The organism is Nonomuraea guangzhouensis (assembly GCF_019396345.1).
Lineage (GTDB): Bacteria > Actinomycetota > Actinomycetes > Streptosporangiales > Streptosporangiaceae > Nonomuraea > Nonomuraea guangzhouensis.
The window spans coordinates 229,267-253,511 of record NZ_JAHKRM010000020.1; the positions used below are offsets into that span (position 1 = coordinate 229,267).

A 24,245-nucleotide genomic window follows, 5' to 3' on the forward strand; every position below is an offset into this window, starting at 1 on the left:
CAACGGCAGGAATGGGGCACGGATTCCTTGTGGATCAGCCCAGCGCCCGTCGTACGAGGTCATCGCTGAGCTCGCGCAGCCGCTTCCGCGCCGCGCGGTCGTAGGCCTGGGCGTCGGCCCGGCTCTCCCGCTGCCCGTTGAAGTAGTGGCCGCTCACGCCGTCGAGCCCGTCGATCAGCCGCCGCGTCGCCGCCACGCCCTCGTCGACCGTGCTCATCACCGGCGCCCCCGCCTCGCGGACCATGGTGGTGTCCATGTACGTGGCCGGGTGCAGGGCGTTGACGGTCACGCCCTGCTCGGCCAGCTCCTCGGCCAGGTCGAAGGTGAACATGATCTGCGCGAGCTTGCTCTGGCTGTAGGCGCGCTGCCGCCCGTAGCCGTGGGTCAGCATCGGGTCGGCGAAGTCGATCGCCTGCTGCCCGGCCGAGGCGACGTTCACCACCCGCGCCGGCGCCGACGTGACGAGCAGCGGGATCAGCCGCCGGGTCAGGTGGTATCCGGCCAGGTAGTTGACCGCGAAGCGGAGCTCGACGCCGTCCTTGCTCTCCTCGCGGCCGGCGCCCGGCGGGCCGCCGCCCATTCCGGCGTTGTTGACCAGCACGTCGATCCGGTCGAACCGGTCGAGCACCTCGTCGGCCAGCCGGTCCACCTGGCTCAGGTCGGCCAGGTCGGCCAGGATGCCCTCGGTGGTGCCGCCCGCAGCGGCCCGTGCCTGCCGTACCCGCTCAGGGTCGCGACCGTGCACGATGACGCGGTCGCCGGCGGCGAGCCGGCGCGCCAGCTCCCGCCCGAGCCCGTCCGTCGCGCCGGTGATCAGGATCGTCCTCATGCCTTCAGCCTGCCTCCTCCGTCGACGGTCAGCACCGTTCCGGTGACGAACGAGTTGCCCACGACATAGGCGATCGTCGCCGCGACGTCCTCAGGCCTGCCCACCCGGCCGACCGGCGAGAGCCCCGCGAAGTCGGCGAACATGGCCGCCCGCGCCTCGGCGGGCAGCCCGGACCACCACTCGGTGTCGATCACGCCGGGGGAGACGGCGTTCACCCGGATCGGGCCGAGCTCGACCGCCAGACCGGGCACCGCGGACTCGATCGCGCCGTTCACCGCCGCCAGGGCGGAGACGCCGGGGAAGGCCGAGCCCGCCGACGCCGCCGTCACGAACGTGATCGAACCCTCGGGGTCGAGCACGTCCAGCGCGGCCTGCGCGGTCAGCAGATGCGGGATCAGCTTGTTCTGTACGGCCCCGAGCAGCGCCTCCTGCGTCAGCGAGCGCAGCGGCCCGGCGGGGCCGCGGCCGGTCACGGTGATGATCAGATGGTCGACGACGCCCGTCCGGCTGAAGAAACCACGCATCGCCTCGGTGTCACGGGCGTCCACGGCCTCGCCGGAGGCCCGGTCGCCCAACTGCTTCACCGCGGCCGCCACCCGTTCGGCGGACCGGCCGGTGATGACGACCTCGGCGCCGTCGCCCGCCAGCCGGGCCGCCGTGGCCAGCCCGATGCCCGTGGTGCCGCCAATGATCACGACTCGCATCGTGTTCCTCCTATTTCGAGACATCTTGCCTCGAAACTATAAAACGAGGCACGGTGTCTTGTAAAGTGGCGGGCATGGTAGGCAGACCACGCAGCGAGGAGGCCAGGAAGGCGATCCTCAAGGCCGCGATCGAGCTGTGCGAGCGCGACGGATACCCGAATGTCACCCTGAAGGGCATCGCCGACGCGGCGGGTGTCGGCAGGCAGACCCTCTACCGCTGGTGGCAGTCCAAGGGTGAGGTCCTGATGGAGGCGATGACCGACCTGGTGGGCGCCGAGCTGCGGCACCCACCCGTCAGCGGCGACGCGGGCGCGGACCTGGTCGCGTTCCTGCGCGAGACCTTCGCGCTGGCCCACGGCGTGGCCGGGCAGGTGGTCGTGGGTCTCATGGCCGAGGCCCAGTCCGACCCCGCGTTCGGCGCCGAGCTGCGGGCCAGGCTCATCGGCCCGCGTCGGCAGGCCCTGCGCTCGGTGCTGGAACGCGGGGCGCTCCCCGCCGACGTGGACGTGGAGCTCGCGGTCGATCTGATCTTCGGCGCCATGTGGTACCGCTTGCTCAACCGCCACGCCGAAGTCGACGAGACCCTCGCGGAGGAGATCGCGGCCCTGGTCGCGCGGATCGGCTGACTTTCGGCGCGGACTTTTGGCCGGGGCGGCGCCCGAGGCACGAGCGAACAGCCCGGCTGCCGGATATCGTCAGAAGTGTGAATGAACGCCCGGGATCCTGGTTGCCACGCCTACAAGAAGTCGGAGAACGGCTGGCCGAGGAATGGGTCTCGGCGCGCCGCCCCAAAGAGGATGAAAGCACCCCGCGCCCGCACGAACTGCGGGCCTCCGACGACGATCGCGAGCGTTTCGTCCAGGTGCTGCAGGACGCCCACGCCGACGGCCGCCTCATGCTCGACGAGCTGGAGGAACGGCTCGGGGTGGTCTACTCGGCGCGGACGCTGGGCGAGCTCGCCGCGGTGACGGCCGACCTGCTGCCCGCCGAGCAGCAGCCGCTGAACCTCGACGGCCGGCCGGTGTCGGCGTTCTTCAAGCAGGAGCAGCGGGGCGGACGCTGGGTGGTGCCCGCTGAGCTGGCCGTCACGGCCATGTTCGGCACCACCAAGCTGGACCTCCGCGAAGCCATCCTGCAGAACCGGCGCATCGTGATCAACGCCACGCTGGTCTTCGGCGGCCTAGAGATCCACGTGCCCGAGGGTCTCGAGGTGATCCGCGTCGCGAAGGGCAGAACGGTCCGGCTGACCAAGCAGCCGACCGAGCCGGAAGCGCCGGTGGTCGAGGTGCGCACCACGAACTTCGCGGGCGACGTCAAGGTCAAGGAACCACCGCGCCGCAAGCGCCGCCGCTGAGCCGCTATCCGGCCGTGTCGAAGTTGATCGCGCTGTAGGCGCGCAGCTTCGAGAGCTGGTGTTCGCTGTCGACCTTGCGGATGGTGCCGGAACGCCCGCGCATCACCAGCGAGTGCGTCAGCGCCACCCCGCCCCTGAACCGTACGCCCTGCATGAGCTCGCCCTGCGTGATGCCCGTCGCCGCGAAGAACACGTCCTCGGACCGCACCAGGTCGTTCGTGGTCAGCACCTGGCCGAGGTCGTGCCCGGCGTCGATCGCCTTCTGCCGCTCGGCGTCGTCGCGCGGCCACAGCTTGCCCTGGATCACGCCGCCCAGGCACTTGAGCGCGCACGCGGCCACGATGCCCTCGGGCGTGCCGCCGATGCCCAGCATCAGGTCGATCCCGGTGTCGGCGCGGGCCGCCATGATCGCGCCCGCCACGTCACCGTCGACGATGAACTTGATCCGTGCCCCGGTCTCCCTGATCTCCTTGACCATCTGCTCGTGGCGCGGGCGGTCGAGTACGACGACCGTCACGTCGGAGGCCGAGCACCCCTTGGCCCTGGCGACGGCCTGGATGTTCGCCGACACCGGAGCCTCGATGTCGACCACGTCCGCGGCCTCGGGGCCGGTGACCAGCTTCTCCATGTAGAACACGGCCGACGGGTCGTACATCGAGCCACGCTCGCTCACCGCGATCACCGACACCGCGTCGGGCATGCCGAGCGCGGTCAGCCGGGTGCCGTCGATCGGGTCGACGGCCACGTCGCAGTCGGCGCCGCTGCCGTCGCCGACGCGCTCGCCGTTGAACAGCATCGGGGCGTGGTCCTTCTCGCCTTCCCCGATGACCACCACCCCGTTCATCGACACGGTGTTGATCAACTGGCGCATCGCGTTCACCGCCGCGCCGTCGGCGCCGTTCTTGTCCCCTCTGCCCACCCAGCGGGCCGCCGCCATCGCGGCCGCCTCGGTGACGCGTACGAGTTCCAGAGCCAGGTTGCGATCAGGGGCGCGCTCTCCCGTGGCCAGCGCTGGGGGTACGGACGACTGATCGGACATGATGAAGGCCCTCCTTGTGGACAAACTGTCTCGATGGTAGTTGTCCCTGTATCCCCGGTCAGCGGAGGATAATGTGCCTGCCATGAGCAGCGATGTGGAACAACCGGCGACAGCCCGCACCTCCGGGCGAGGTGCGGCCACGCGCAGCGCGCTACTCCAGGCCGCCCGCGATGTCTTCGTCTCCAAGGGCTTCGCCGAGGCCGGCGTGACCGATGTGGTGGCCAAGGCCGATGCCAGCGTCGGCAGCCTCTACCACCACTTCTCCGGCAAGGCCGACCTCTACCTCACGCTGTTCGAGGAGTGGCAGGCCAGGCAGGCCCAGCGGACCAAGCAGGCCGCCCGCGAGGCCCGCGCCGAGGGAGAGAACGACCCGATGCGGGTCTTCATCCGCGCCGCCCGCGCCTACCTCGACGGCTGCATCGAGGAACGCGAGCTCGCCGCGCTGTTCCTGCGTGGTGACGGGCCGCCCGGCTTCGAGCTGGTCATGCGCGCCCGCCTGCGCAAGTGGGCCGAGCGCAACGCCGCGCTCTTCGAGGACGACGAGGGGGCCCTGGTCGTCGTCCTCACCGGCGCCCTGGCGGCCGCCGTCTCCGAGGTCGTGCTCTCGGACGACCCCAAGCTGGCCGCGGACGTGCTCGCCATCATCGGCCAGATCCGCCCGGCCGCTTCGGCGGGCGACCCTGCCAGCGGGTAATCTCGCCAGTTGTGCGACGGTTCACCGAAGGTTTCTACGGCTACGCGGTAGCCCTGCTCGTCTGTCTCGTGGGGGTGGGGCTGTTCCTGCTGGTCACGCCGCAGAGCCGGGAGCAGCACATCCCCAAGCTCGACTACTCGATGACCGTCGCCAACTTCGGCCATGACGTGCCGTACCAGGTGTGGGCGCCCGCGAAGGACCCGGCGGGCTGGGTCCCCAACAGCAACAAGATCGCCAACGGCTCCGGCGGGGCCAAGGTGCTCTACCTGGGCTACGCGACGGCCAAGATGCAGCACGCCATGTTCGTGCAGAGCGACGAGAAGCCGGCCGCCGGGTTCGCCGACCGGATGGCCAACTCCAACCGGGTCGTGGGCACCCAGCAGGTGGCCGGGCAGCCGTGGGAGCAGCGCTTCCGCGAGGACAAGAACCAGCGCTCCCTGGTCCGGAAGTTGCCGGAGGTCACGCTGGTCGTCACCGGCACGGCCGACTGGGCCGAGCTGGGTGAGCTGGCCGCCGGTCTGCGGCAGCGGCCGAAGGCGACGGGCTGACGCTCTCTTCGGCGAGCTCCCTGACGGGCTCCTCGGTGGGCCGGGGCGCGGATGTCGGTTCCTGACCCTAAGGTGGTGCGCGTGGCAGACGAGAAGGCACCCTCATACGAGCAGGCCCGCGAGGAGCTGACCGAGGTGGTGCGCCGCCTGGAGACGGGCGGGCTCACCCTGGAGCAGTCGATCGAGCTGTGGGAGCGCGGCGAGAAGCTGGCCGCCATCTGCGAGGAGTGGTTGCAGGGCGCCAGGGTGAAGCTCGCCGCCGCCATGGCCCGCCGCGCCGATCCCACCGCCGACCAGTCGGACGACGCGCCGTTCTAGCCGCTCATCGGGTCAGGCGTTCCCGCCGCTCGTCGCGTCAGGCGTGGTAGCCGGCTCAGGCGGCGCGGTGAAGGGCCACCACCGGGATGCGGCGGGTGGTCTTCTCCTGATACTCCGCGAAGCCCGGGGCGATCTCCACCACCTTGGCATAGAGCTTGTCGCGCTCCTCGTCCCCCACGACCTCGGCCGTGACCTCGAACGTCTCCGTCCCGATCTCGACGGTCACCTCCGGGTTGGCGACCAGGTTGTGATACCACGCCGGGTTGTGGTCCGCGCCCGCGTACGAGGCGATGACGATGTAGCGGCCACCGTCCTCGAAGTACATCACCGGGCTCGTCGTGCGCTTGCCGCTCTTGGCGCCCGTGGTCGTGAGAAGCACCAGGTTGGCACCCTCGAACATGCCGCCGACCTTGCCCTCGTTGGCACGGAACTCGGCGATGATCTTCTCGTTGAAATCGTTGGCCATGCTCGACTCCTTGAATCGGAAATTTCTCCGGTTAAGGCGCCCAGCCTAACCGGAGAAATTTCCGGTTACAACGATTATGCTCGCCCTGTGTGTGAGCGCCGAATGCTACCGATCCTCGGGCAGCCTCAGCCCGAGCGGGCCGACGCGGCACGCAACAGGCAGAAGATCATCGAGGTGGCCGCCAAGATGATCGCCGACGGCTCCGTTGACCAGCTCTCCCTCGACGAGGTCGCCCGTGGGGCATGCGTGGGGGTCGGCACGGTCTACCGTCGATTCGGGGATCGGGCCGGGCTGGTGCTGGCGCTGATCGACGATCGGGAGCGGCGCTTCCAGGCGGCCTTCCTGAACGGCCCGCCGCCGGTCGGGCCGGGGGCGCCTCCTGCCGAGCGGATCAGGGCGTTCCTGCACGCGCTGATCGATCGGGTGGTCGAGCAGCTGGATCTGTTCCTGCTGCTGGAGCTCGGGCCGCCGGCCGCCCGGCTCAGCGGGCCGTACAGGGTGCACCACACCCACCTGGCCGCGCTGCTCGCCCAGGTGCGGCCAGAAGGCGCGGACTTCCTGGCGGACGCGCTGCTGGCGCCGATCAGCGCCCATCTGCTCCGCCACCAGCGGGACGTACGCGGCATGTCGGTCGAGGAGATCAAGGCCGGATTCGACGCCCTGACCCAGGCGATCAGGGCGTGAGGCTCGAAGGGTTCAGCCGGTTTCGTCGGAGGCCTTCTTACGGGGTTTGCGGGGTTTGGTGGTGGTTGGTGACGTGCCGTCTTCCGTACGGACGGTCAGGCGGTCGTCCGTGAACCTGATCGTCAGCACGGAGCCGGGGGCCACGTTCTTGGCCAGCCGGACGACCTCCCCGGACGGATCCTGGACGATGGCGTAGCCGCGTTCCAGCGTGGCGGCGGGTGACAGGGCGACGAGCCGGGCACGGAGATGCGACAGCGAGTCCTCCGCGCGGTCGAGCGAACCGCTCAGCGAGCGCCTGGCCCGGTCGCGGAGCGCGTCGACCTGCTCGGCACCGCGTTCGAGCCCGCGCACCGGGTCGGCCAGCGAAGGCCGGGAGCGCGCCGACGTCAGCCAGGACATCTCCCGGTCGAGCCAGCCGCCGAGCACCCTGCGCCCCCTGTCGCGCAACTGGCGCACCAGCGTGAGCTGCTCGCCCACGTCGGGCACCACCTTCTTGGCGGCGTCGGTCGGCGTCGAGGCCCGCACGTCGGCCACCAGGTCGAGCAGCGGGCTGTCCTGCTCGTGGCCGATCGCGCTCACCACCGGTGTGCGGCAGGCGGCCACGGACCGCACCAGCGTCTCGTCGGAGAACGGCAGCAGGTCCTCCAGGGAGCCGCCGCCACGGGCGATGACGATCACCTCGACCTCGGGGTCCGCGTCGAACTTACGCAGCGCCTCGGTGACCTCGCCCACGGCGTACGGACCCTGGACGGCCACCTCCTCGACCTTGAAGCGCACGGCGGGCCAGCGGCGCCGGGAGTTCTCCAGCACGTCGCGCTCCGCCGCCGAGTCACGGCCGCAGATCAGCCCGACCGTGCCGGGCAGGAACGGCAGCCGCCGCTTCCTGTCGGCGTTGAACAGGCCCTCGGCGGCCAGCAGCTGGCGCAGCCGTTCGAGCCGCGCGAGCAGCTCGCCCACGCCGATCGGCCTGATCTCCAGCGCGGTGAAGGCGAACGAGCCTCTGTTGACCCAGAAGTCGGGCTTGACGTGCACCACGACCCTCGCGCCGTCGGCCGGGCGCGGCACCGCCGCCTCGTAGACGCCGCGCGGGGCGGTGACCCGGGCCGACACGTTGGCCACCGGGTCGCGCAGCGTCATGAACACCGTCCCGCCACGCGCGCTCAGGTCGGTGATCTGGCCCTCGACCCAGACCGTGCCCAGCTTGCCGATCCAGCCGCCCACCATCTGCAGGACGGTGCGGATCGGCAGCGGAGACTCGGGCGAGGTCTTCGAGGTCATGTCGGAAGACTACGGTGCCAGGGCGACTTATTCCCCGGCCTGCAGCTTGGCCAGGCGGTTCTCGTACATCCGGACGACCTCGGCGCGCGCGCTCGTGGCCTGCTCGTACGCGATGAGCTCGGTGATCTGCTCGGCCGACTTGCCGCGCATCCTGGCGCGCAGCGAGGCGACGGTCAGCTCGGAGTAGCCGGGCAGCGGCTCGGCCAGCCCATTGGCGGCCGCCTTGGGGGCCGCCGCCTTGGTGGCGGTCGCCTTGGCAGCCGTTGCCTTGGTGGCAGTCGCTTCGGTGGCGGTCGCTTCGGCAGCGGCCGCCGGCTCCGCGGCGGGCTTGGCCTTGGCAGCGGCCCTCGGCTTGGCGGTGGTTGCCTTGGTGGCGGTCGCTTCGGTGGCGGTTGCCGGCTCCGTGGCGGGCTTGGCCTTGGCGGCGGCCCTCGGCTTGGCGGCGGCACGCGGCTTGGCGGCCCGCTTGGGCTTGACCTCAGCGGCTTCCGGCGCGACGACCGGCTCCGGCGCGGCCACCGGCTCGGCGGCGACGGCGGGCTCGACGGCGGCGACCTCAGGCTCGGGCGCGACGGTCGGTTCGGGGACGACGGCGGGCTCGGGGACGACGGCGGCGACCTCAGGCTCAGGGGCGACGGTCGGCTCGGGCGCGACAGAGGCGGCCTCGGGCTCGGGGGTGGCCTTGGGCTCGGGGGCGACGGCGGGCTCGACCGTGGCGACCTCGGGCTCAGCCGCGACGGCGGGCTCGGGGACGACGGCGGCGGCCTCGGCCTTGGGCTCGGGCTCGGGCTCGGGGGCGACGGTCGGCTCGGGGGCGGTCGCCGGGGCGGGCGCGGCGGCGGTTTCGGTGGTGGCCTCGGGCTTCGGCTTGGCCGCCGGGCTGAAGATGACCGGGTCCGGCTTGGTCTTGGCGGAGCCGTTGGGCGCGGGGGCGTCCGAAGGGGTGGGGCGCGGCGCGAAGATGACCGGCTCCTTGCGAGCGGGCTTCTCCGCCACCGTCTCATCCGCCGGCGCGGGCGCGGCCACCTGGTCGGCGGCGGACGGGCGGGAGTCGTAGTCCGCCTCCTTGTCCTCCTTGCTGCCCAGTCCCTTGATCGAGTTCTTCATCCGATCGACGACCAGCAGTGCCTGACCGGCCGCGCTCAGAGTGGTCTGGATCACGAGCAGCGGAAGGTCCTTCGCCTTCTCCTTCAGCTCGTCTTTGTTGGTGATGGTCTTCGTGATGTTGCGTATCACGTCGCTGAAGGACATGACGTCTCCCTGGGAGGTCTGTATTGGACGGCCAGTCTGGCACGGCGGGCAACCACGCACGCGCGGGCCTGTTGGTCGCTCCACGTAGCATAAGAAGTATGGAGCCCCAGACCCCCACTTCCCGCCGAGTCCTCGTAGCCCGGCCACGCGGCTACTGTGCCGGAGTCGATCGAGCCGTGGTGGCGGTCGAGAAAGCCCTGGAACAGTACGGGGCGCCTGTCTACGTGCGTAAGCAGATCGTGCACAACACGCATGTGGTCAAGACTCTGGAGGCCAGAGGCGCGATCTTCGTCGAGGAGACCGACGAGGTGCCTGAGGGCGAGATCGTGGTGTTCTCGGCCCACGGCGTCTCGCCCGCCGTACACGACGAAGCCAAGCAGCGCGGGTTGCGCACGATCGACGCTACCTGCCCACTGGTCACTAAGGTGCATAACGAGGCAAAGAGGTTCGCCGGCCAGGACTACGACATCCTGCTCATCGGGCACGAGGGGCACGAGGAGGTCGAAGGCACCGCCGGTGAGGCGCCCGAGCACATCCAGCTTGTCGACGGCCTCGACTCCGTCGACCGGATCCAGGTGAAGGACCCGTCCAAGCTGGTCTGGCTGTCGCAGACCACGCTCTCGGTCGACGAGACCAACGAGACGGTGGCCAAGCTCAAGGAGCGCTTCCCCACGCTGATCGACCCGCCCAGCGACGACATCTGCTACGCGACCCAGAACCGCCAGGTCGCGGTGAAGGAGATCGCCGCCGAGTCGCAGCTGGTCATCGTGGTCGGGTCGGAAAACTCCTCCAACTCCAAGCGCCTGGTCGAGGTGGCCAAGGACTACGGCGCCGACGCGTCCTACCTGGTCGACAACGCCACCTTCATCCGCGACGAGTGGCTCGACGGCGTGACCACGGTCGGCGTGACCAGCGGCGCCTCGGTGCCGGAAGAGCTGGTCGCCGAGGTGCTCGCCCGGCTGGCCGCGCACGGGTTCGACGACGTCGCGGAGGTCGAGCCGGTCCACGAGAGCGTGCGCTTCGCCCTTCCCCACGAGCTCCGCAAGGACCTCCGGGTCTCCTGACCTCCGCCCGCGCGGCCGCGTCGGCCCCCGGGCGGTCCCGGGTGCCGCGCGGCCCGCCTGGTCCTCGACAGGCGTGCTGCCGTTTGGCCTGGCCGGTCCTTGATAGGCGGTCCGCCGTGTGGCGGGGGCCCTCGATAGGCGACCCACCATGCGTTCTAGATGATCAGCCCGCCGTGGGACGCGGCCGGCAGCTCGTCGGCTGCGTCGGGTCAGTCCTCGGTGCGTGGCGTGCCGTACACCTTGGGCTCGAAGTAGCCCTCCGGCTCCGGTACGAACGACTGGCGCGGGCGCGGCACCTCGGCGCCCGCCCGTAGCTCTTCACGCAGGTCGCGTACGTTGTCGCGCAGCCCCCGGCGCCAGGCGACGACGAGCACGATCGCCGAGCCCGCGAACAGCCAGGGCGCCCCCTGCGACAGCGAGGCGATCAGACCGAGCAGGAGCGACTGCGCGATCGACACCGAGCCGAGCGCCCGGCCCAGCTCGACGAAGAGCGTCGCCACGAAGAACACCAGCGGCGGCGTGACCACCAGCGACAGCAGCTCGCGCGGGTTGACCAGGAGCACGCCGAGCAGGCTCGCCACCACGAACACCGGCCCGACCACGATCGGCAGGTTGATCAGGGCGGCCACGACATAGGCCGCCAATGTGGCGATCAGGGCGAGCGCGATGGCACCGCGAGCGGTCAGCCTGACGGCCGATCGCTTGCCTTTCTCACTCATTGCCCCCGCCCCCCTACTGCGACCCGTTGGCCAACTTACCGTTCGCGTGCGAGATCAGAGACGAGGTTTCCAGCAGTTCGGGCGAGGCCAGTGGCCTGGGCAGGCCCTCCAGCATCTCCGGAGAGTCGAGCTCGCGGTCGACGACGCCCAGATCGTGCAGCTTGCGTGCGCTGACGAGTACGCGGCTTTCGAGGGATCCCACAGTCTTGTTGTACGCCTCGACGGCCCGGGTCAGGGACTTGCCCAGGGACTCGACATTCCTTCCCAACGACGAGAGCCGCTCGTACAGCTCCTTGCCCAGTTCGAACACCGCGCGCGCGTTCTCGCTCAGCGCGGCCTGCTGCCAGGCGTACTGGGCGGTGCGCAGCATGGTGATCAACGTGGTCGGGGTGGCGATGTGCACGCGGCGCGTCATCGCGTACTCCAGCAGCGCCGGATCCCGCTCCAGCGCGGGCGCCAGGAACGCCTCGCCGGGGATGAACAGCACCACGAACTCCGGCGACGGGTTGAACCCCTGCCAGTACGTCTTGGCGGCCAGCCGGTCGACGTGCTCGCGTACGTGCCGGGCGTGCGCGTCGAGCCGTACGGTGGCCAGCGAGTCGTCGGACGCCTCCGCGGCCTCCAGGTAGGCGGCCAGCGACACCTTGGAGTCGATCACGATGTTCTTGCCGCCGGCCAGCCGCACGATCATGTCGGGCCGCATGGCGCCCTCGGTGACCTGCTCGTCGAAGTCGCAGTAGCGCTGCATCCCGGCGATCTCGGCGACCCTGCGCAACTGCAGCTCGCCCCACCGGCCGCGGGCCTCGGGCCGTTGCAACGCCCGGACCAGCGCCGTGGTCTGCGAACGCAGCTCCACATTGCTCTGCCGGACGAACTCCATCTGCTTGGCCAGCTCGGCACGGGCGGCACGCTGCCCCGACTCGGTGTCGCGCAGTTGCGCCTCGACCCGGGTGAGCGCGTCCTTCAGCGGCTCGACCAGATGCTCGACCGCCTGCCTGCGCTGGTCGAGGTCGCCGCTCGCCTCGGCGCGGCTGGCGGCCAGTCTGGTCTCGGCCAGCTCCAGGAAGCGGATGTTGTTGACGTCGAGCGCCCGGGTGGACAGGGCCTGGAAGCGCTCGGCGAGCTGCTCCTCGACGTAGACGAGCTTGTCGGCGGTCGATCTGGCCCTGGCTTCGGACTCCGCCACGCGCACCGCCGCCCGGGTGCGGGCGATCATGAACCCGATGGCCAACCCAACGGCCAGGCCGATGAGAAGCGAGACGACATCCACTCCATCGCTATCCACTCCATTGATGATTGCAGGACATCGGTCGTGGATCTGTCCGACACGCTTGGGCGTTCCGCTTGTGCGGCTCCCCGATGGTCACTCAGAGTGTCTGTATGATTACCGGATCGCGGGGCGCGCTGCCGCTCGTGGCGGCGCTCGCCGTGACGGCCGGCGTGCTCGCGCTGGCGGCGGTCGTCGTCCGCGCCCACTCCGCGAGCCCCGTCGCCGCTCCGGACCCCGGACCGGCGTTGCGGTGGGAGCCCGGCGCGTGCGTGCGCGGTTCCGCGGAGCGCTACGACCTGACGCCGTGCAACGGCGGCGACTCCGAGGTGGTCGCCGTGACCGCCGATCCGCCGGGTCCCGGCGCCTGCCCCGACGACGTCGACGACGTCCTGCGCATCGACGGAGGGCGCGCGGCCTGCGTACGCAACTTCCTCGACCCGCACCCCGGCGCGCCGGGCGGTGGCGGGGGAGTGCTCAGGCCGGGCGACTGCGTCGCGCTCGACGGCCGCGAGCGGCCGTGTTCCGAGTCCGGCTGGTACGGCAGAGCCGTCGCGCTCGTCCGTACACCGTCTAAATGCCCCGCGACCACCCTCGACACGCTCACCTTCGACCACGCGGCACCCGGCACGCTGACCGGCGACGCCGTGATCTGTCTCGGCGCCGGCGGCAAGGTGCTCGACCGGGGAATGTGCGTGGCCGAGCCGGGCCCCGGCGTGGTGACCAGGTCGGCGATCGACCGGGTCTCCTGCGCGTCGAAGAGGGCCTGGGCGCGGGTGGACGCCTTCGCCGAGTCCGCCGAAAGCTGCCCGGACGGCTCCGAGCGCTACCTGGAGGCTCGGGGCGCCTATCGTCCCGTGACCTGCCTGCGTCTTGTGAGCAAGTAAACTCGCCAAACGTGAGTCTCTCCATTGGCATCGTCGGTCTGCCCAACGTCGGCAAGTCCACGCTCTTCAACGCGTTGACCAAGACCGGCAACGCCCTAGCCGCGAACTACCCGTTCGCCACCATCGAGCCCAACGTGGGCATCGTGGGCGTGCCCGACGACCGCCTGCCCAAGCTGGCCGAGATCTTCTCCTCGGCCAAGGTGCTGCCCGCCAAGGTGGAGTTCGTCGACATCGCGGGCCTGGTCAAGGGCGCGTCGGAGGGGCAGGGGCGGGGCAACCAGTTCCTCGCCAACATCCGCGACACCGACGCGATCTGCCAGGTGATCCGGGTCTTCACCGACCCCGACGTCACGCACGTCGACGGCGAGATCTCCCCCAAGCGCGACATCGAGACCATCAACACCGAGTTGATCATGGCCGACCTGCAGACGGTCGAGAAGGCCGTCCCGCGCCTGCAGAAGGAGGCGCGGCACAACAAGGACAAGAAGGCCGCGCTGGAGGCCGCCGAGGCCGCGCTGGCCGTGCTGGAGACCGGCAAGACCATCTTCGAGAGCGGGCTCGACCGCGACGAGCTGCGCGAGCTCCACCTGCTGACGGCCAAGCCGTTCCTGTACGTGTTCAACCTCGACGCCGACGAGCTGATCGACTCGGCGCTCCGAGAGCAGCTCTCCACCCTTGTCGCCCCGGCCGAGGCGGTCTTCCTCGACGCCAAGATCGAGTCGGAGCTGGTGGAGCTCGACGACGAGGAGGCGCTGGAGCTGCTGCAGTCGGTGGGCCAGGAGGAGTCCGGCCTGTCGCAGCTGGCCAGGGTGGGCTTCGAGACGCTCGGCCTGCAGACCTACCTGACGGCCGGGCCCAAGGAGACCAGGGCCTGGACGATCCGCAAGGGCGCCACCGCCCCCGAGGCCGCCGGCGTGATCCACACCGACTTCCAGCGCGGCTTCATCAAGGCCGAGGTCGTGTCGTTCGACGACCTGGTCGAGGCGGGCTCGATCGCCAGCGCCCGCTCGGTGGGCAAGGCCCGCATCGAGGGCAAGGACTACGTCATGCGTGACGGTGACGTGGTGGAGTTCCGCTTTAACGTCTGATTTCCGGATAGGTGAGACGTCAACCACTTTGGGCCCCTACGCGTCGAATCGTCACAGCGTTTACGCTGACTCGGGAGGGCCCTCATGATCCGTCGCATCATCCGGAAACGACGTCCAGCACCTTCACTCACGGGTATCAGCCTCGAAGAGGAGCTCGCCCTGTTGCGGGTCGAGCTCATGTACGGCCTGCGCGTCAATCGCGAGGAGTACCTGCGCAGGAAGGTGGACGAGCGCGAAGAGCTCGCCACGCGGATACGTGACCAGGACGCCGCCACCATGCTCGAAGACCTCCGCGGCTCGCTGGAGCGGTCGGTACGGCCCACGGTGGTCGATCTGCGGAGCAGGAGACGACACGACCCGGGACAGGACCCAGAGCCTGCCTGAGGGCGCGCCACGCACCAGGCCGCAGGCCCCTGAGGGGGTGTGCGGCCGTTCGCGTGCTATACCAATTCCGCAGGTCAAAGAGAGTCCATGGCTGCTTTGGACAGGAATCCATGGCCGCCGGGCTATGCCAATACCGGCCTCTGGCCTGGTCAAATGCCCATTTGGCAGGGCAAATTGCAAGGGTTGGCGCTCCAGCGTGTCATGCGCACCTGGTTTGCCCATGGACGGCGATGCCTGCAGCATGGGCGTGGCTTTCCTGGAACAATGGCGGAGGCAGGTAGTGTGACTGCTTTACCGCAGATGATGGGGATCGGCAACGGACGACACCGCGCCAGCCCGGGGGATCGGCGCGAGCGGAGGCGTGATGGCTCGTAGGTCAACCGTCCAGCAGGGTCCTCGGATCCCTGGCGACCCCGAGCTTTCGGCACGCCAAGACATGGCCGATTTCGACGTGTCGCCTGCCCGCAGGCCGCGCCGTGGCGGCTGGTCGGGCGCCGGCGGGCGATGGCTGGTGTGGACCGGTCGCATCATTCTCTGGGCACTTATCGCAGTTATCGTGGTCAATGGGGTCCGTGCCCCATTTGAGAGGTTTACTCAGGGGAGCACGGCGACTCCGAATGAGGCGCCCGTGGCCAATCACGGATTCCCGGTCGACCGTGGCATGGCGTTCGCCGCCCAGTTCGCCGGCGTCTATCTGAATTTCAGTCCAGCCGACGCGCAGAGCAGGTCGGGCAAGCTGGCCGCGTTCCTGGCCGATGGCATGGATCAGCAGATGGGCTGGGACGGCAACGGCAAGCTGGCCGCCGTCGCGATCCAGCCGTACGACATCGAGGCCACCGACGCCAACGACGCGATCGTCACCGTGGCCTTCCAGACGGGCTCCCGCCGGATGATGCTGTCGGTCCCGATCTATTACTCGGCTGACGGCACCGGCAAGTTCGTCGTCTCCGGTCGGCCCGCGATACTGCCCGCACCGGGCCGGGCCGACCTGCCCCAGCTCGCCAAGCCCGAGAACGACGACGCCGTCGCCGCCGAGCTCAAGCCGCAGATGGAAGATTTCTTCAAGAACTACGGCTCGGGCGACACGACGGGCTTGCAGCGCTATGTCGCCGCAGGCAAGAGCATCGCGAGTTTCGGCGGGGCCTTCACCTTCGCCGAGCTCAAGGAGATCGTGGTGCCTGTGGGGGGCGCCACCAGGGAGATCCAGGTGGTCGTGGTGTGGAGCGTGCCCAACGGCGCGGCCCCGTCAGCCGACCCGACTAGCACCGACCCCAACGCGGCCGGTGCCCGCCTGGAGCAGGCATATCGCCTCACCGTCGAGAAGCAGGGCGACAAATGGTACGTCGATGACATCCGCGGCGCCGGTCGGGCCGTTGGGTAGACGCACTCACGCACTGCTGATCGGTAACCCCGGGAGGACAAAGAAGTGATCTTGAAAACGATACTGCTCAACATGATCGAACTGGCGCCAACGCCCGCCCCCACCGGGATCGACTCCGCGGGGCTCGCCAACTTCCTGCGGGCCTTCTTCGCTCCGCTCTTCCTCGTCGTCGTATCCGTGGTCGCCCTCTTTTTCCTCTTCACGAGGGAGATCACGAGGTTCGTCCAGTTCCTCATCCTGGCCATCGCCATCGGCGTGATCTTCTACGTTCCCAACATCATTGAGGTGACGGCGAAGGCAATCGCGGGAGCACTGGGCATCAAGTAAAGGGTTGAGACCGCTCAGGGGCGGTCATTGTACGAGCGGGTGGAGAGGAGGACCGCGTGGACCTGCCCACGTATACCAATATTTGGCGAATCGAGAAGCGGCTCTACAAGCTGTACGACCTACGGCTGCCGATGCCGCTCCCCATCGTGTGGATCGGCGTGTTCGTCGGCGTCCTGGCTCCATGGTCCCTGCTCCTCATGCTCGTGGGCATCCAATTTCACGCACCATGGCACGTGCTTTACCTGGTGCCGCCGGGCATCGTCACCTGGCTGTCCACCCGGCCGGTGATCGAGAACAAGCGCCTGACCGAGCTCCTGCAGTCGCAGCTGCGTTACGTGGGCGAGCCGCGGGCCTGGTGCCGGATGGCGCCGACGGCCGAGCCCGAGGTGATCACCTTCGCGGGCCGCGTCTGGCGGGTCACGCCCAAGCGGGCCAAGGCGCCACGCAAGGCGCGCCAGCCCCAGCGCAAGCGCCGCGCCGAGCTCGCCATCGCCGCCGAGTCCGTCGCCGGGACCAAACTGTCTGCCGCCGGGAGCAATCTGTCTGCCACCGGGACGAAGCCGGCTGTCGGCGCCGAGCCGGTGACCGGGCCGCGCCAGGTCCGCCCCGCGGTCGCGGCTGCCGCCGCGGCGGCGGCGCAGGCTCCGGTCGCGGAGTCCAGGCCCGCCCGTCCCGGCTGGGGCTCGGCCCCGCGCCGCGGCACCGCCCCCGCCCTGGGCGCCGACCTGGCTGCCCAGTCTGAGACCCCCACGAGCCCGGACAAGACACTCGCGATGGGCTCTCGGTCGTCGTCGGGGATGGGGTCGCGGGGAGGTACGCGGTCGGAGGGGACGCCTCTGGACGACTATGAGGTCCCTCAGGCGGACGAGCGGCGCCGGGGCGCCGCGGGGCGCGACGAAGTGCCGCGGACCGGGGGGCGGGGAGACTCGCCGGCCTCGGTTGTGCGCGGGAAGGGCGCGGCTCGGGAGGGCGTCTCTGACGTCGGCCGCATGGCTGGGTTCGTGCCGGGAGCTGACGAGTCGCAGGCCGTTCAGGAAGCGCACGCCGTACGGGAAACGCGGGAAGTACGAGGAACGCGAGAAGTACGAGAGACGCCGGTCGAGTCGCAGTCGCCGGAAGGGGCTGCGGAGGGCCGCAACGCGTCGCGTGTGGACCGGCCCGCCGCGTCCGGGAAGCCGATCGACACGGAGGCACTCCGGCGGCTCCGCAAACTCGCCGCGAGCGCCGACACCCCGCCGCCCAGCGAGACAGCGCGCACCGAAGTGACGCGCGCGGACGCGGCCCGGGCAGAGACGGCGCGCGCGGATGCGACCCGCCAGGAGGCGGCGCGTGGTGAGGTTGCGCGCGCAGAAGCGACCCGTGCGGAGGTGACCCGCCAGGAGGCGGCGCAGGCTGAGGCGACCCGCCCGGAGACAGCGGGCTCGGAGACAGCGGGTCTGGAGGCGGCGCGCTCGGAGGCGACCCGTGCTGAGGTGACCCGCCAGGAGGTTGGGCGCGCAGAAGCGACGCATGCGGATGCGATCCCCCAGGAGGCGGCGCACGCTGAGGCGACCCGCCCAGAGACAGCGGGCTCGGAGACAGCGGATCCGGAGGCGGCGCGCACTGAGGTGTTGCGCGGTGGAGTGGGGTCTCGGGATGTCGCGGCTGGTGGAGTCGTGGAGGAGGGGCGGCGAGCGGAGGCGGGCGGGTCCTCGGGTGAGGGGTCGCGGCAGGACGCGGGTGTTTCCGAGGAGGTTCGTGCGCCTGGGGCGGACGAGGTGGCGCGTGATCAGCACCGGAAGGGGCAGCCGCCCAGGCAGGGCCCGTCGCTGGTGCTGCCGGACGCGCAACGGCTCTGGCCGCTCAGTCCCGAGGGCAAGCCGGTGCGGTTCATCCGGCCGGTGACGGGCGACGACGAGGCGCAGGAGACGGCTCCAGTTGGGCGCGACGAGCCCACGACCACCGCATCCGTCCACGAGATCGGCCCCGCCAGGAGCGAGCGGGCCCGTCAGGACGTCGGCCCCGCCAAGACCGAGAGGGCCGGTCAGGACGTCGGCCCCGCGAGGAGTGGGCGAGCCGGGTCGGATGCGAGTGAGCCCGGTAGGGCCGCAGCGTCCAGGGCCGAGCCGGCAGGAAGCGGGACGTTCGAGAGTGGGCCCGGTGAGAGGGAGCCGGGCGGGCGGGCGCCTGCGGCCAGGCAGGTCGCTCCGGGGCCCAAGCCTGGCGAACGGGTGCGGCGGGTCGAGTCCGTGGTGGGTCGCGACTCCGGTGGCTGGCGGCGGATCGCGCAGGTGGTCGTCGGTGGTGGCAATGTGCGGACCGACGGGTCGGAGGTCGACGAGGCCAGGGCGCGGGCGGTGTTCAGCGGCAGTCGCCGGGTCGTGGTGCTCGGCTGCACCGGCGGCGCCGGGCAGAGCACGACCGCGCTGATGCTGGGCCACACGTTCGCCACGTATCGCGACGACCGGGTCGTGGCCATCGACGCCAACACCGGCGGCAACACCCTGACCAGCAAGATCGAACCGGAGACCCCCGAGACGCTGGCCTCGCTGCTGTCCGGGCTCGACCGGGTCAGCGGCTATCTGACCATGCGGGGCTACACCACCCGCACCACGTCGGGGCTCGAGGTGATCGGCGCCGACACCGACGCGGGCGCCGAGCAGCGGCTGTCCGACCGGACGCTGTTCTCCGACCATCGGCTGGGCCAGGTCATGCACCTGCTCGACCGGCACTACAAGCTGGCCGTCATGGATCCGGCCGCCGCGCTCGCGGCCCGCGTGCTGCCGTACGCCGACCAGCTGGTCCTGGTGGTCCCGGCGAGTGAGGAGGCGGCGGAGGCGGTGGCGATGACGTACGAGTGGCTCGACGGGCACGGCTGCGCGGACCTGCGCAGGCGGGCGGTCATGGTGGTCAACGGCGTGAGCAGGCGTTCGATGGCCGACGTCGAGCAGGCGGAGTCGGTGGCCCGCGGCAGGTGCCGGGCCATCGTCAGGGTCCCCTGGGAGGACGACCTGGCGCCGGGTGGCGACGGGGTCGTCGATCCCGGGCAGTTGCGCGCGGCCGGGCGGCGGGCCTATCTCGCCCTCGCCGGGGTCGTGGTCGCGGGCTTTGCGGCAAAGACGGTCCGTCCGAGCGAAGAGGAGTTGGCGAGTGACCCCCCGGGCACGAGAATCGGTGAGCGATAAGTGAACGTGCGAGCAGGTCTGACTTGTTCATGCGCCGAGGGGGCGGCATGAGCAGGGCGTCACGAGCGCATCAGCGCCTGGCGGTCCGCTATTTCGACGACCGCATCCTGCTCACCAACACCTCCGCATGGGCGTATTTCCGCCTTCCGACGGTCAGCTATGAGTTCGTCACGCCCGAAGAGCGTGAGGCGCTGGCCACCAACATCACGATCGCGCTGGCCACGATCAGGATGCCCGACGCCGAGGTCCACCTGAGGGTCGCGCACCGCACCTATCCCGCGGCCGAATGGGCGATGGCGCTCAACGCCACCTCCGACGAGGGGTCGGGCTGGCGCGACTATCTGGAGGAGATGTACCGGCACGTCTGGGCCAAGGACTTCTGGTCCAAGGAGGTCTATCTCGGCGTCCGCCTCGGCCCTCGGGGCAAGCAGATGGGCGACGGCGTGTTCTCGCAGCTCTTCGGCTTCTACCAGCGTACGGAGAAGGCGCTCGGGATCGAGGACGACCATGTGCCGGACAGCGAGATCGGCAGATGGACCGAACAGGCCGAACGCCTGGGCCGGGCGCTCGCGTCCAGCGCCCTCTACGCCAGGCACGCCACCTCCGTTGAGGTGGCGTGGCTGTTCCAGCACTCGGCCGCGGGCGCGCTCGGTGACCCGCCGCCGTCGGCGAGCCCGAAGCGGCGCTGGGGCAAGGGCGAGATCGAGTCGCTGGTCGAGGGTGAGATCCACAACGGCAGGTCGCTGCTGCGCATCGTGCAGCCGCAGGGCGACTCCTATGTCGCGCAGCTGTCGTTCGCCCGCTTCCCGGACATCATGCCGTTCCCGGACGGCGAGCCGTGGTTGCACTTCGCCGACCAACTGCCCTTCCCCGTCGAGGTCTCGTCGCGGATGCGGCTCATCCCGCCGGTCAAGGCGTCGAAGGACGTCGCGCGCAAGCTCGCGCACGCGCGCGACATGGACATCCACATCCGCGAGGCCGGCGCCGAGGCGCCGCTCGCGCTGGCCGAGCAGATCGACGCGGCCCGCATGCTGGAGCACGGCATCACGAAGGAACGACTGCCCTTCGTGTACGGCTGGCACCGGCTGATCGTGTCGGCCCCGACCGAGGACATGTGCGTCCAGCGGGTCGAAGCGGTCGTCGAGCACTACCGTGACATGGGCATCGACGTGGTCAACTCGACCGGTGACCAGTTCTCGCTGTTCTGCGAGGCGCTGCCGGGGGAGAAGGTCAGGGTCAACGCCTATGCCCAGCGGCAGCCGCTGCGGACGATCGCCGGCGGTATGGCCACGGCGACCGTGGACCTGGGCGACCGTCTGGGCGACGGCAGCGAAGGCTGGCTCGGTCCATACATCGGCGAGACCGTCGGCAGGGCCCGCAGCATCGTGCACTTCGACCCGCTGGTCGCGGCCACCCGCAACCGGCCGACGGCCATCGCGATCACCGGCGAACCCGGCGGCGGCAAGACCACACTCGCGCTGCTGATGATCTACCAGATGGCGTTGCGCGGCGTCACCGTCGCCGTGATCGACCCCAAGGGCGATGCCGAGTCGCTGGTCCAGCTGCTGCAGAAGCGCGACCGCAAGGCCCGCGTCATCCCGCTCGGCTCGGCCGCGCCCGGCCTGCTCGACCCGTTCTCGTTCGGCGACGACATCGCGGCCAAGAAGACCATGGCCACGGAGACACTGCGGCTGCTGCTGCCCCGGATGTCGGAGGAACGCGAGTCGGCGATGATCCAGGCCGTCGCGGCCGTGTCCAACGGGGTGGATCCGTCGCTCGGCAAGGTGGTGGAGTTCCTGGAGCAGTCCGCGGACGCCGCCTCCAAGAACCTGGGCGCCGTGCTCCGTTCCATGTCGGAGATGCGGCTGGCCAAGCTCTGCTTCGACCCTTCAGGAGGCGACCAGGTCGACACCGAGGGCTGGACGACCGTGTTCACGCTCGGCGGCCTGACGCTGCCCGACGTGGCGACGGGGCGTGATGACTACTCCTATGAGCAGCGGCTGTCGGTCGCGCTGCTCTACCTGGTCTCCCAGTTCGCCCGGCGGCTGATGAACAGCCTGGACCGCCGTGCGCCGAAGGCGATCTTCCTGGACGAGGCGTGGGCGATCACGTCCACGCCGGAGGGCGCCAAGCTGGTGCCGGAGGTCAGCCGCATGGGTCGTTCCCGCAACACCGCGCTGGTGCTCGTCTCTCAGAACGCCGGTGACCTGCTGAACGAGCAGGTCACCAACTGCCTGTCCTCGGTCTTCGCGTTCAGGTCCACCGAGCGGGTGGAGGTCGATCACGTCATGTCCCTGCTCGGCGTGGAGGCGTCGGAAGAACACAAGGCCGTACTGAGATCACTCGGCAACGGAGAATGCATTTTCCGCGATCTGGATGGCAGGGCGGGGCGCATCGGAGTAGACCTGATCTCCGATGACCTGCTTCGTTGGCTCGATACGAATCCGACACACGACAAACCCAGCGACAGCGGGCATCATGATCGACAAGGGGGAGTAAGCGGCAGAGCGCAGGAGGTGCGGTCATGAAGTTCCGGCTATCCAGACGTTTCGCGCTCGCTTTGGCCCTGCTCGTGAGCATCCTCGTGGTGCCGATCGTGGTGGGCGCGCTCTCACCCGCCACCGCGGCGGCTCCCTGCGACCTGTCCGGCGCGCTCGCTCCCGAGGTGATCGGCAGCGGCTCCGACGGCATGATGCAGCCGCCCGTGCCCGAGGGCGGCGCCCCGGCCGCGCCGACCACCAACTACGCCCAGTTCGGCATGAGCGGGCAGTTCTGGCACACCTACGACCTGGGCTGCTCCGACTTCGCCGCGGTGCTCGGCAACACCTGGGCCAACACGATCTTCCTGTGGGCCAAGGCGATCGACCGGGTGACCATCACCACGTACCAGGCCGCCGCCACGGAAGGACCGCTGCAGTCCATCAAGGACGTGGTCGACGACATCGTGGTGAACCTGTCGAACGCCATGTACTGGCCGTTGCTCCGGCCCCTGGTCATCATCGGCGCCATCTGGCTGGCCTGGTACGGGCTGATCCGCAAGCGGGCCACCACCACCGCCGAAGGCGTGATCTGGATGGTGCTCGCGGTCACGGTCGCGACGTGGTTCTTCAGCAGGCCCGGCGACTTCACCGGCCTCGGCAAGATCGTCACGGACAAGACCGGCGAGGTGGTCAACTCGGCCTTCTCCGGCCTGCCCGGTGCGGGCGGCGCCTCCTGCCTGCCCGGCCCCGGCCAGACGAACCCGCAGGTCAAGGCGGGCGGCTACGGCCAGACCGGCACGCCCGGGGTCGACCAGAACGCCGAGGCGCTGTGGTCCACGCTGGTCTGCAAGCCCTGGCTGATGGGCATGTTCGGCACCGCCGACCCCAACCAGCCGATCGTGCGCGACTTCGGCCGGACGATGCTGGAGACCCAGTCGATCCCGGCCGCAACGGCCAATCAACCGGCTCCAGACGTCGGCGCTCATCAGGCAAAATACGCTGAGATCGCGGAGAAGCTCAAGAACGACTCGCGCTACATGATCTTCTCTGGACGGGACTGGACCAGCAGGCTCGGCGTGGCCATCGGCGCGCTGATCGCCGCTCTGGTCGCCGGGGTGCTCATCTTCCTGGTGGCGGTCTCGCTGCTGGTGCTGAAGGTCGGGTTCCTGTTGCTGCTCATACTCGGGCCGGTGTTCCTGCTGATCGGCGTGCATCCGGGCAGCGGGCGGATCATCGCCATGCGGTGGGTGGAGATGCTGATCGGCACGCTGCTCCGGCAGGCCGTGCTCGCGCTCGTGCTCGGCGTGCTGGTGTACGGCTACGCGCTGATCATCTCGACCGCCATGCCGTGGGGGTTGCAGATCCTGTTCATGGCGTTGCTGACGATCGCGGTGTTCTTCTACCGGCGGCCGTTCCAGCACCTGTTCGCCTCGATGAACGGGCACACGCTGACCACGCGGATGCTCGGCGAGGCCGCGAGCTCCTCCGTACTGGAGCGGTCGTCCTCGGCGCTGCCGCCGGTGGCGGCGGCCAGGATCGGCCGCTGGGGCGCGCGCAAGGCCGAGCCCCTCGTCCAGGCGGCCGCGATGGGCGCCTCGGCGGGCACCGCGGCGGCCGCGGCCACGGTCGCCCAGGGGCGGGCCCGCGGGCAGGAGGGTGCGGAGGGCACGGCCGCGTCCGGCACCCGGGTGCCCGCCACGGCCGCGCCGCTGAACACCGACCAGCAGGGCGGGAAGGCCGCGGGCCGGCAGGTGCCGGCGCCGCGTGCCGGGGCCGCGCCGCCGCTCAACCTGAGCGGCACGCCGACCCGTACCCGTGGCACTACTCCGGCATCCGGTGGAGCCCGGGCGTCGGGCGGCTCGTCAGGTGGTTCCGCGGCCGGCGCCGGGAGCGGCGCGGGCGGCGGAGGTGGCTGGTTCGGCGGGCGTTCCGGGGGCGGCTGGGCTTCACGTGGTGGCTCGGGCGGCTCCGGTGGCACCAGGTCGGGTGGCACCCGGTTCGGCGGATCAGGCGGGTCGGGCGGGTCTCGATCGGGCGGTTCCGGGTCGGGTGGGTCCTGGCTGGGTGGCTCGGGTCGTTCCGGCGGCTCGGGTGGTTCCGGCGGCTCCGGCGGTTCGGGCGGGGCTCGGCCGGCGAGTCGTGGTTCGTCGGGTGGCGGCGGTGGTTCGGGTTCGCGTCGCCCGGCCGACGAGCCGGCGAGCCGCTCCTCCGAGGCGCCGCCGCTCTGGCTGCCGAGCAGTCGCCGCGGCAGCGGCTCCAGTGGTGACGAGCCGTCCGTGCCGTTCTGGCTCAAGCCCAGCAATCCGGACAGGGACTGAT

At 70.3% G+C, this 24,245-nt stretch carries 23 protein-coding genes; 15 read left to right on the forward strand and 8 right to left on the reverse strand.

Going from position 1 to position 24,245, the window contains the following annotated elements; all coding sequences use genetic code 11:
• Positions 1-34: 34 nt before the first annotated feature.
• On the reverse strand, positions 35-829 hold the full coding sequence (locus KME78_RS37120) for an SDR family NAD(P)-dependent oxidoreductase (RefSeq protein WP_219534109.1): 795 nt from the start codon (positions 827-829) through the stop codon (positions 35-37).
• The gene (locus KME78_RS37125) at positions 826-1,533 is read right to left on the reverse strand and encodes an SDR family oxidoreductase (protein ID WP_246652714.1); all 708 of its coding nucleotides are present in this window, start codon (positions 1,531-1,533) and stop codon (positions 826-828) included. Before KME78_RS37125 ends, KME78_RS37120 begins: the two co-directional genes overlap by 4 nt.
• 74 nt (positions 1,534-1,607) lie before the next feature.
• Between KME78_RS37125 and KME78_RS37130 the strand changes: the two genes are divergently transcribed.
• A complete protein-coding gene (locus tag KME78_RS37130; RefSeq protein ID WP_219534110.1) occupies positions 1,608-2,159 on the forward strand; it encodes a TetR/AcrR family transcriptional regulator in 552 nt (183 codons plus the stop codon).
• A 77-nt stretch (positions 2,160-2,236) separates the two neighbouring features.
• Positions 2,237-2,887: a DUF1707 SHOCT-like domain-containing protein gene (locus tag KME78_RS37135; RefSeq protein ID WP_219534111.1), complete on the forward strand. Its 651-nt coding sequence runs from the start codon at positions 2,237-2,239 to the stop codon at positions 2,885-2,887.
• Positions 2,888-2,891: 4 nt separating this feature from the next.
• Here the strand turns inward: KME78_RS37135 and glpX are convergent, their stop codons facing one another.
• Complete coding sequence (gene glpX, locus KME78_RS37140; protein ID WP_219534112.1) at positions 2,892-3,926, reverse strand: class II fructose-bisphosphatase; 1,035 nt, start codon at positions 3,924-3,926, stop codon at positions 2,892-2,894.
• Positions 3,927-4,008: 82 nt separating this feature from the next.
• Here glpX and KME78_RS37145 point away from each other — a divergent pair, with 82 nt between their 5' ends.
• The 3 genes from KME78_RS37145 (at position 4,009) to KME78_RS37155 (ending at position 5,486) form a co-directional block, all read left to right on the forward strand.
• On the forward strand, positions 4,009-4,620 hold the full coding sequence (locus KME78_RS37145; protein ID WP_219534113.1) for a TetR/AcrR family transcriptional regulator: 612 nt from the start codon (positions 4,009-4,011) through the stop codon (positions 4,618-4,620).
• 11 nt (positions 4,621-4,631) lie between these two features.
• Positions 4,632-5,168 (forward strand): DUF4245 domain-containing protein, encoded by a 537-nt coding sequence (locus KME78_RS37150; protein WP_219534114.1) that lies wholly within the window; start codon positions 4,632-4,634, stop codon positions 5,166-5,168.
• A gap of 81 nt (positions 5,169-5,249) precedes the next feature.
• A complete protein-coding gene (locus KME78_RS37155; RefSeq protein ID WP_219534115.1) occupies positions 5,250-5,486 on the forward strand; it encodes an exodeoxyribonuclease VII small subunit in 237 nt (78 codons plus the stop codon).
• Positions 5,487-5,541: 55 nt separating this feature from the next.
• Here the strand turns inward: KME78_RS37155 and KME78_RS37160 are convergent, their stop codons facing one another.
• Positions 5,542-5,952 (reverse strand): nitroreductase family deazaflavin-dependent oxidoreductase, encoded by a 411-nt coding sequence (locus tag KME78_RS37160; RefSeq protein WP_219534116.1) that lies wholly within the window; start codon positions 5,950-5,952, stop codon positions 5,542-5,544.
• Between the two features lie 102 nt (positions 5,953-6,054).
• Here KME78_RS37160 and KME78_RS37165 point away from each other — a divergent pair, with 102 nt between their 5' ends.
• Complete coding sequence (locus KME78_RS37165; protein WP_219534117.1) at positions 6,055-6,636, forward strand: TetR/AcrR family transcriptional regulator; 582 nt, start codon at positions 6,055-6,057, stop codon at positions 6,634-6,636.
• 12 nt (positions 6,637-6,648) lie between these two features.
• On the opposite strand, the gene xseA is transcribed toward KME78_RS37165, so the two are convergent.
• Both xseA and KME78_RS37175 read right to left on the reverse strand, forming a co-directional pair.
• Entirely contained in the window at positions 6,649-7,914 is a 1,266-nt protein-coding gene (xseA, locus tag KME78_RS37170; protein WP_219534118.1) for an exodeoxyribonuclease VII large subunit, read from the reverse strand.
• Between the two features lie 27 nt (positions 7,915-7,941).
• Positions 7,942-9,165, reverse strand: a complete 1,224-nt coding sequence (locus KME78_RS37175) for a DUF8129 domain-containing protein (RefSeq protein WP_219534119.1) — start codon at positions 9,163-9,165, stop codon at positions 7,942-7,944.
• 98 nt (positions 9,166-9,263) lie between these two features.
• Between KME78_RS37175 and KME78_RS37180 the strand changes: the two genes are divergently transcribed.
• Positions 9,264-10,229, forward strand: coding sequence for a 4-hydroxy-3-methylbut-2-enyl diphosphate reductase (locus KME78_RS37180; RefSeq protein WP_219534120.1), 966 nt, complete (start codon positions 9,264-9,266; stop codon positions 10,227-10,229).
• Between the two features lie 209 nt (positions 10,230-10,438).
• Here KME78_RS37180 and KME78_RS37185 read toward each other — a convergent pair whose 3' ends face one another.
• Both KME78_RS37185 and KME78_RS37190 read right to left on the reverse strand, forming a co-directional pair.
• The gene (locus KME78_RS37185) at positions 10,439-10,948 is read right to left on the reverse strand and encodes a DUF6542 domain-containing protein (RefSeq protein WP_219534121.1); all 510 of its coding nucleotides are present in this window, start codon (positions 10,946-10,948) and stop codon (positions 10,439-10,441) included.
• A gap of 13 nt (positions 10,949-10,961) precedes the next feature.
• Positions 10,962-12,164: a DNA recombination protein RmuC gene (locus KME78_RS37190; RefSeq protein WP_219534159.1), complete on the reverse strand. Its 1,203-nt coding sequence runs from the start codon at positions 12,162-12,164 to the stop codon at positions 10,962-10,964.
• A gap of 164 nt (positions 12,165-12,328) precedes the next feature.
• Here KME78_RS37190 and KME78_RS37195 point away from each other — a divergent pair, with 164 nt between their 5' ends.
• The 8 genes from KME78_RS37195 to KME78_RS37230 all read left to right on the forward strand — a co-directional run bounded on the left by KME78_RS37195 (position 12,329) and on the right by KME78_RS37230 (position 24,244).
• Entirely contained in the window at positions 12,329-13,102 is a 774-nt protein-coding gene (locus KME78_RS37195; RefSeq protein WP_219534122.1) for a hypothetical protein, read from the forward strand.
• An 11-nt stretch (positions 13,103-13,113) separates the two neighbouring features.
• The gene (gene ychF, locus KME78_RS37200; RefSeq protein WP_219534123.1) at positions 13,114-14,190 is read left to right on the forward strand and encodes a redox-regulated ATPase YchF; all 1,077 of its coding nucleotides are present in this window, start codon (positions 13,114-13,116) and stop codon (positions 14,188-14,190) included.
• 84 nt (positions 14,191-14,274) lie between these two features.
• Entirely contained in the window at positions 14,275-14,574 is a 300-nt protein-coding gene (locus tag KME78_RS37205; protein WP_219534124.1) for a hypothetical protein, read from the forward strand.
• Between the two features lie 628 nt (positions 14,575-15,202).
• Positions 15,203-15,955, forward strand: coding sequence for a conjugal transfer protein (locus tag KME78_RS37210; RefSeq protein WP_308127279.1), 753 nt, complete (start codon positions 15,203-15,205; stop codon positions 15,953-15,955).
• A 72-nt stretch (positions 15,956-16,027) separates the two neighbouring features.
• Positions 16,028-16,282: a hypothetical protein gene (locus tag KME78_RS37215; RefSeq protein ID WP_246652767.1), complete on the forward strand. Its 255-nt coding sequence runs from the start codon at positions 16,028-16,030 to the stop codon at positions 16,280-16,282.
• Positions 16,283-16,338: 56 nt separating this feature from the next.
• Complete coding sequence (locus tag KME78_RS37220) at positions 16,339-19,446, forward strand: TcpE family conjugal transfer membrane protein (protein WP_219534127.1); 3,108 nt, start codon at positions 16,339-16,341, stop codon at positions 19,444-19,446.
• A gap of 47 nt (positions 19,447-19,493) precedes the next feature.
• Positions 19,494-21,974 (forward strand): ATP-binding protein, encoded by a 2,481-nt coding sequence (locus KME78_RS37225; RefSeq protein ID WP_219534128.1) that lies wholly within the window; start codon positions 19,494-19,496, stop codon positions 21,972-21,974.
• On the forward strand, positions 21,971-24,244 hold the full coding sequence (locus KME78_RS37230) for a type IV secretion system protein (protein ID WP_219534129.1): 2,274 nt from the start codon (positions 21,971-21,973) through the stop codon (positions 24,242-24,244). Before KME78_RS37225 ends, KME78_RS37230 begins: the two co-directional genes overlap by 4 nt.
• The last annotated feature ends 1 nt before the right edge of the window (position 24,245 follow it).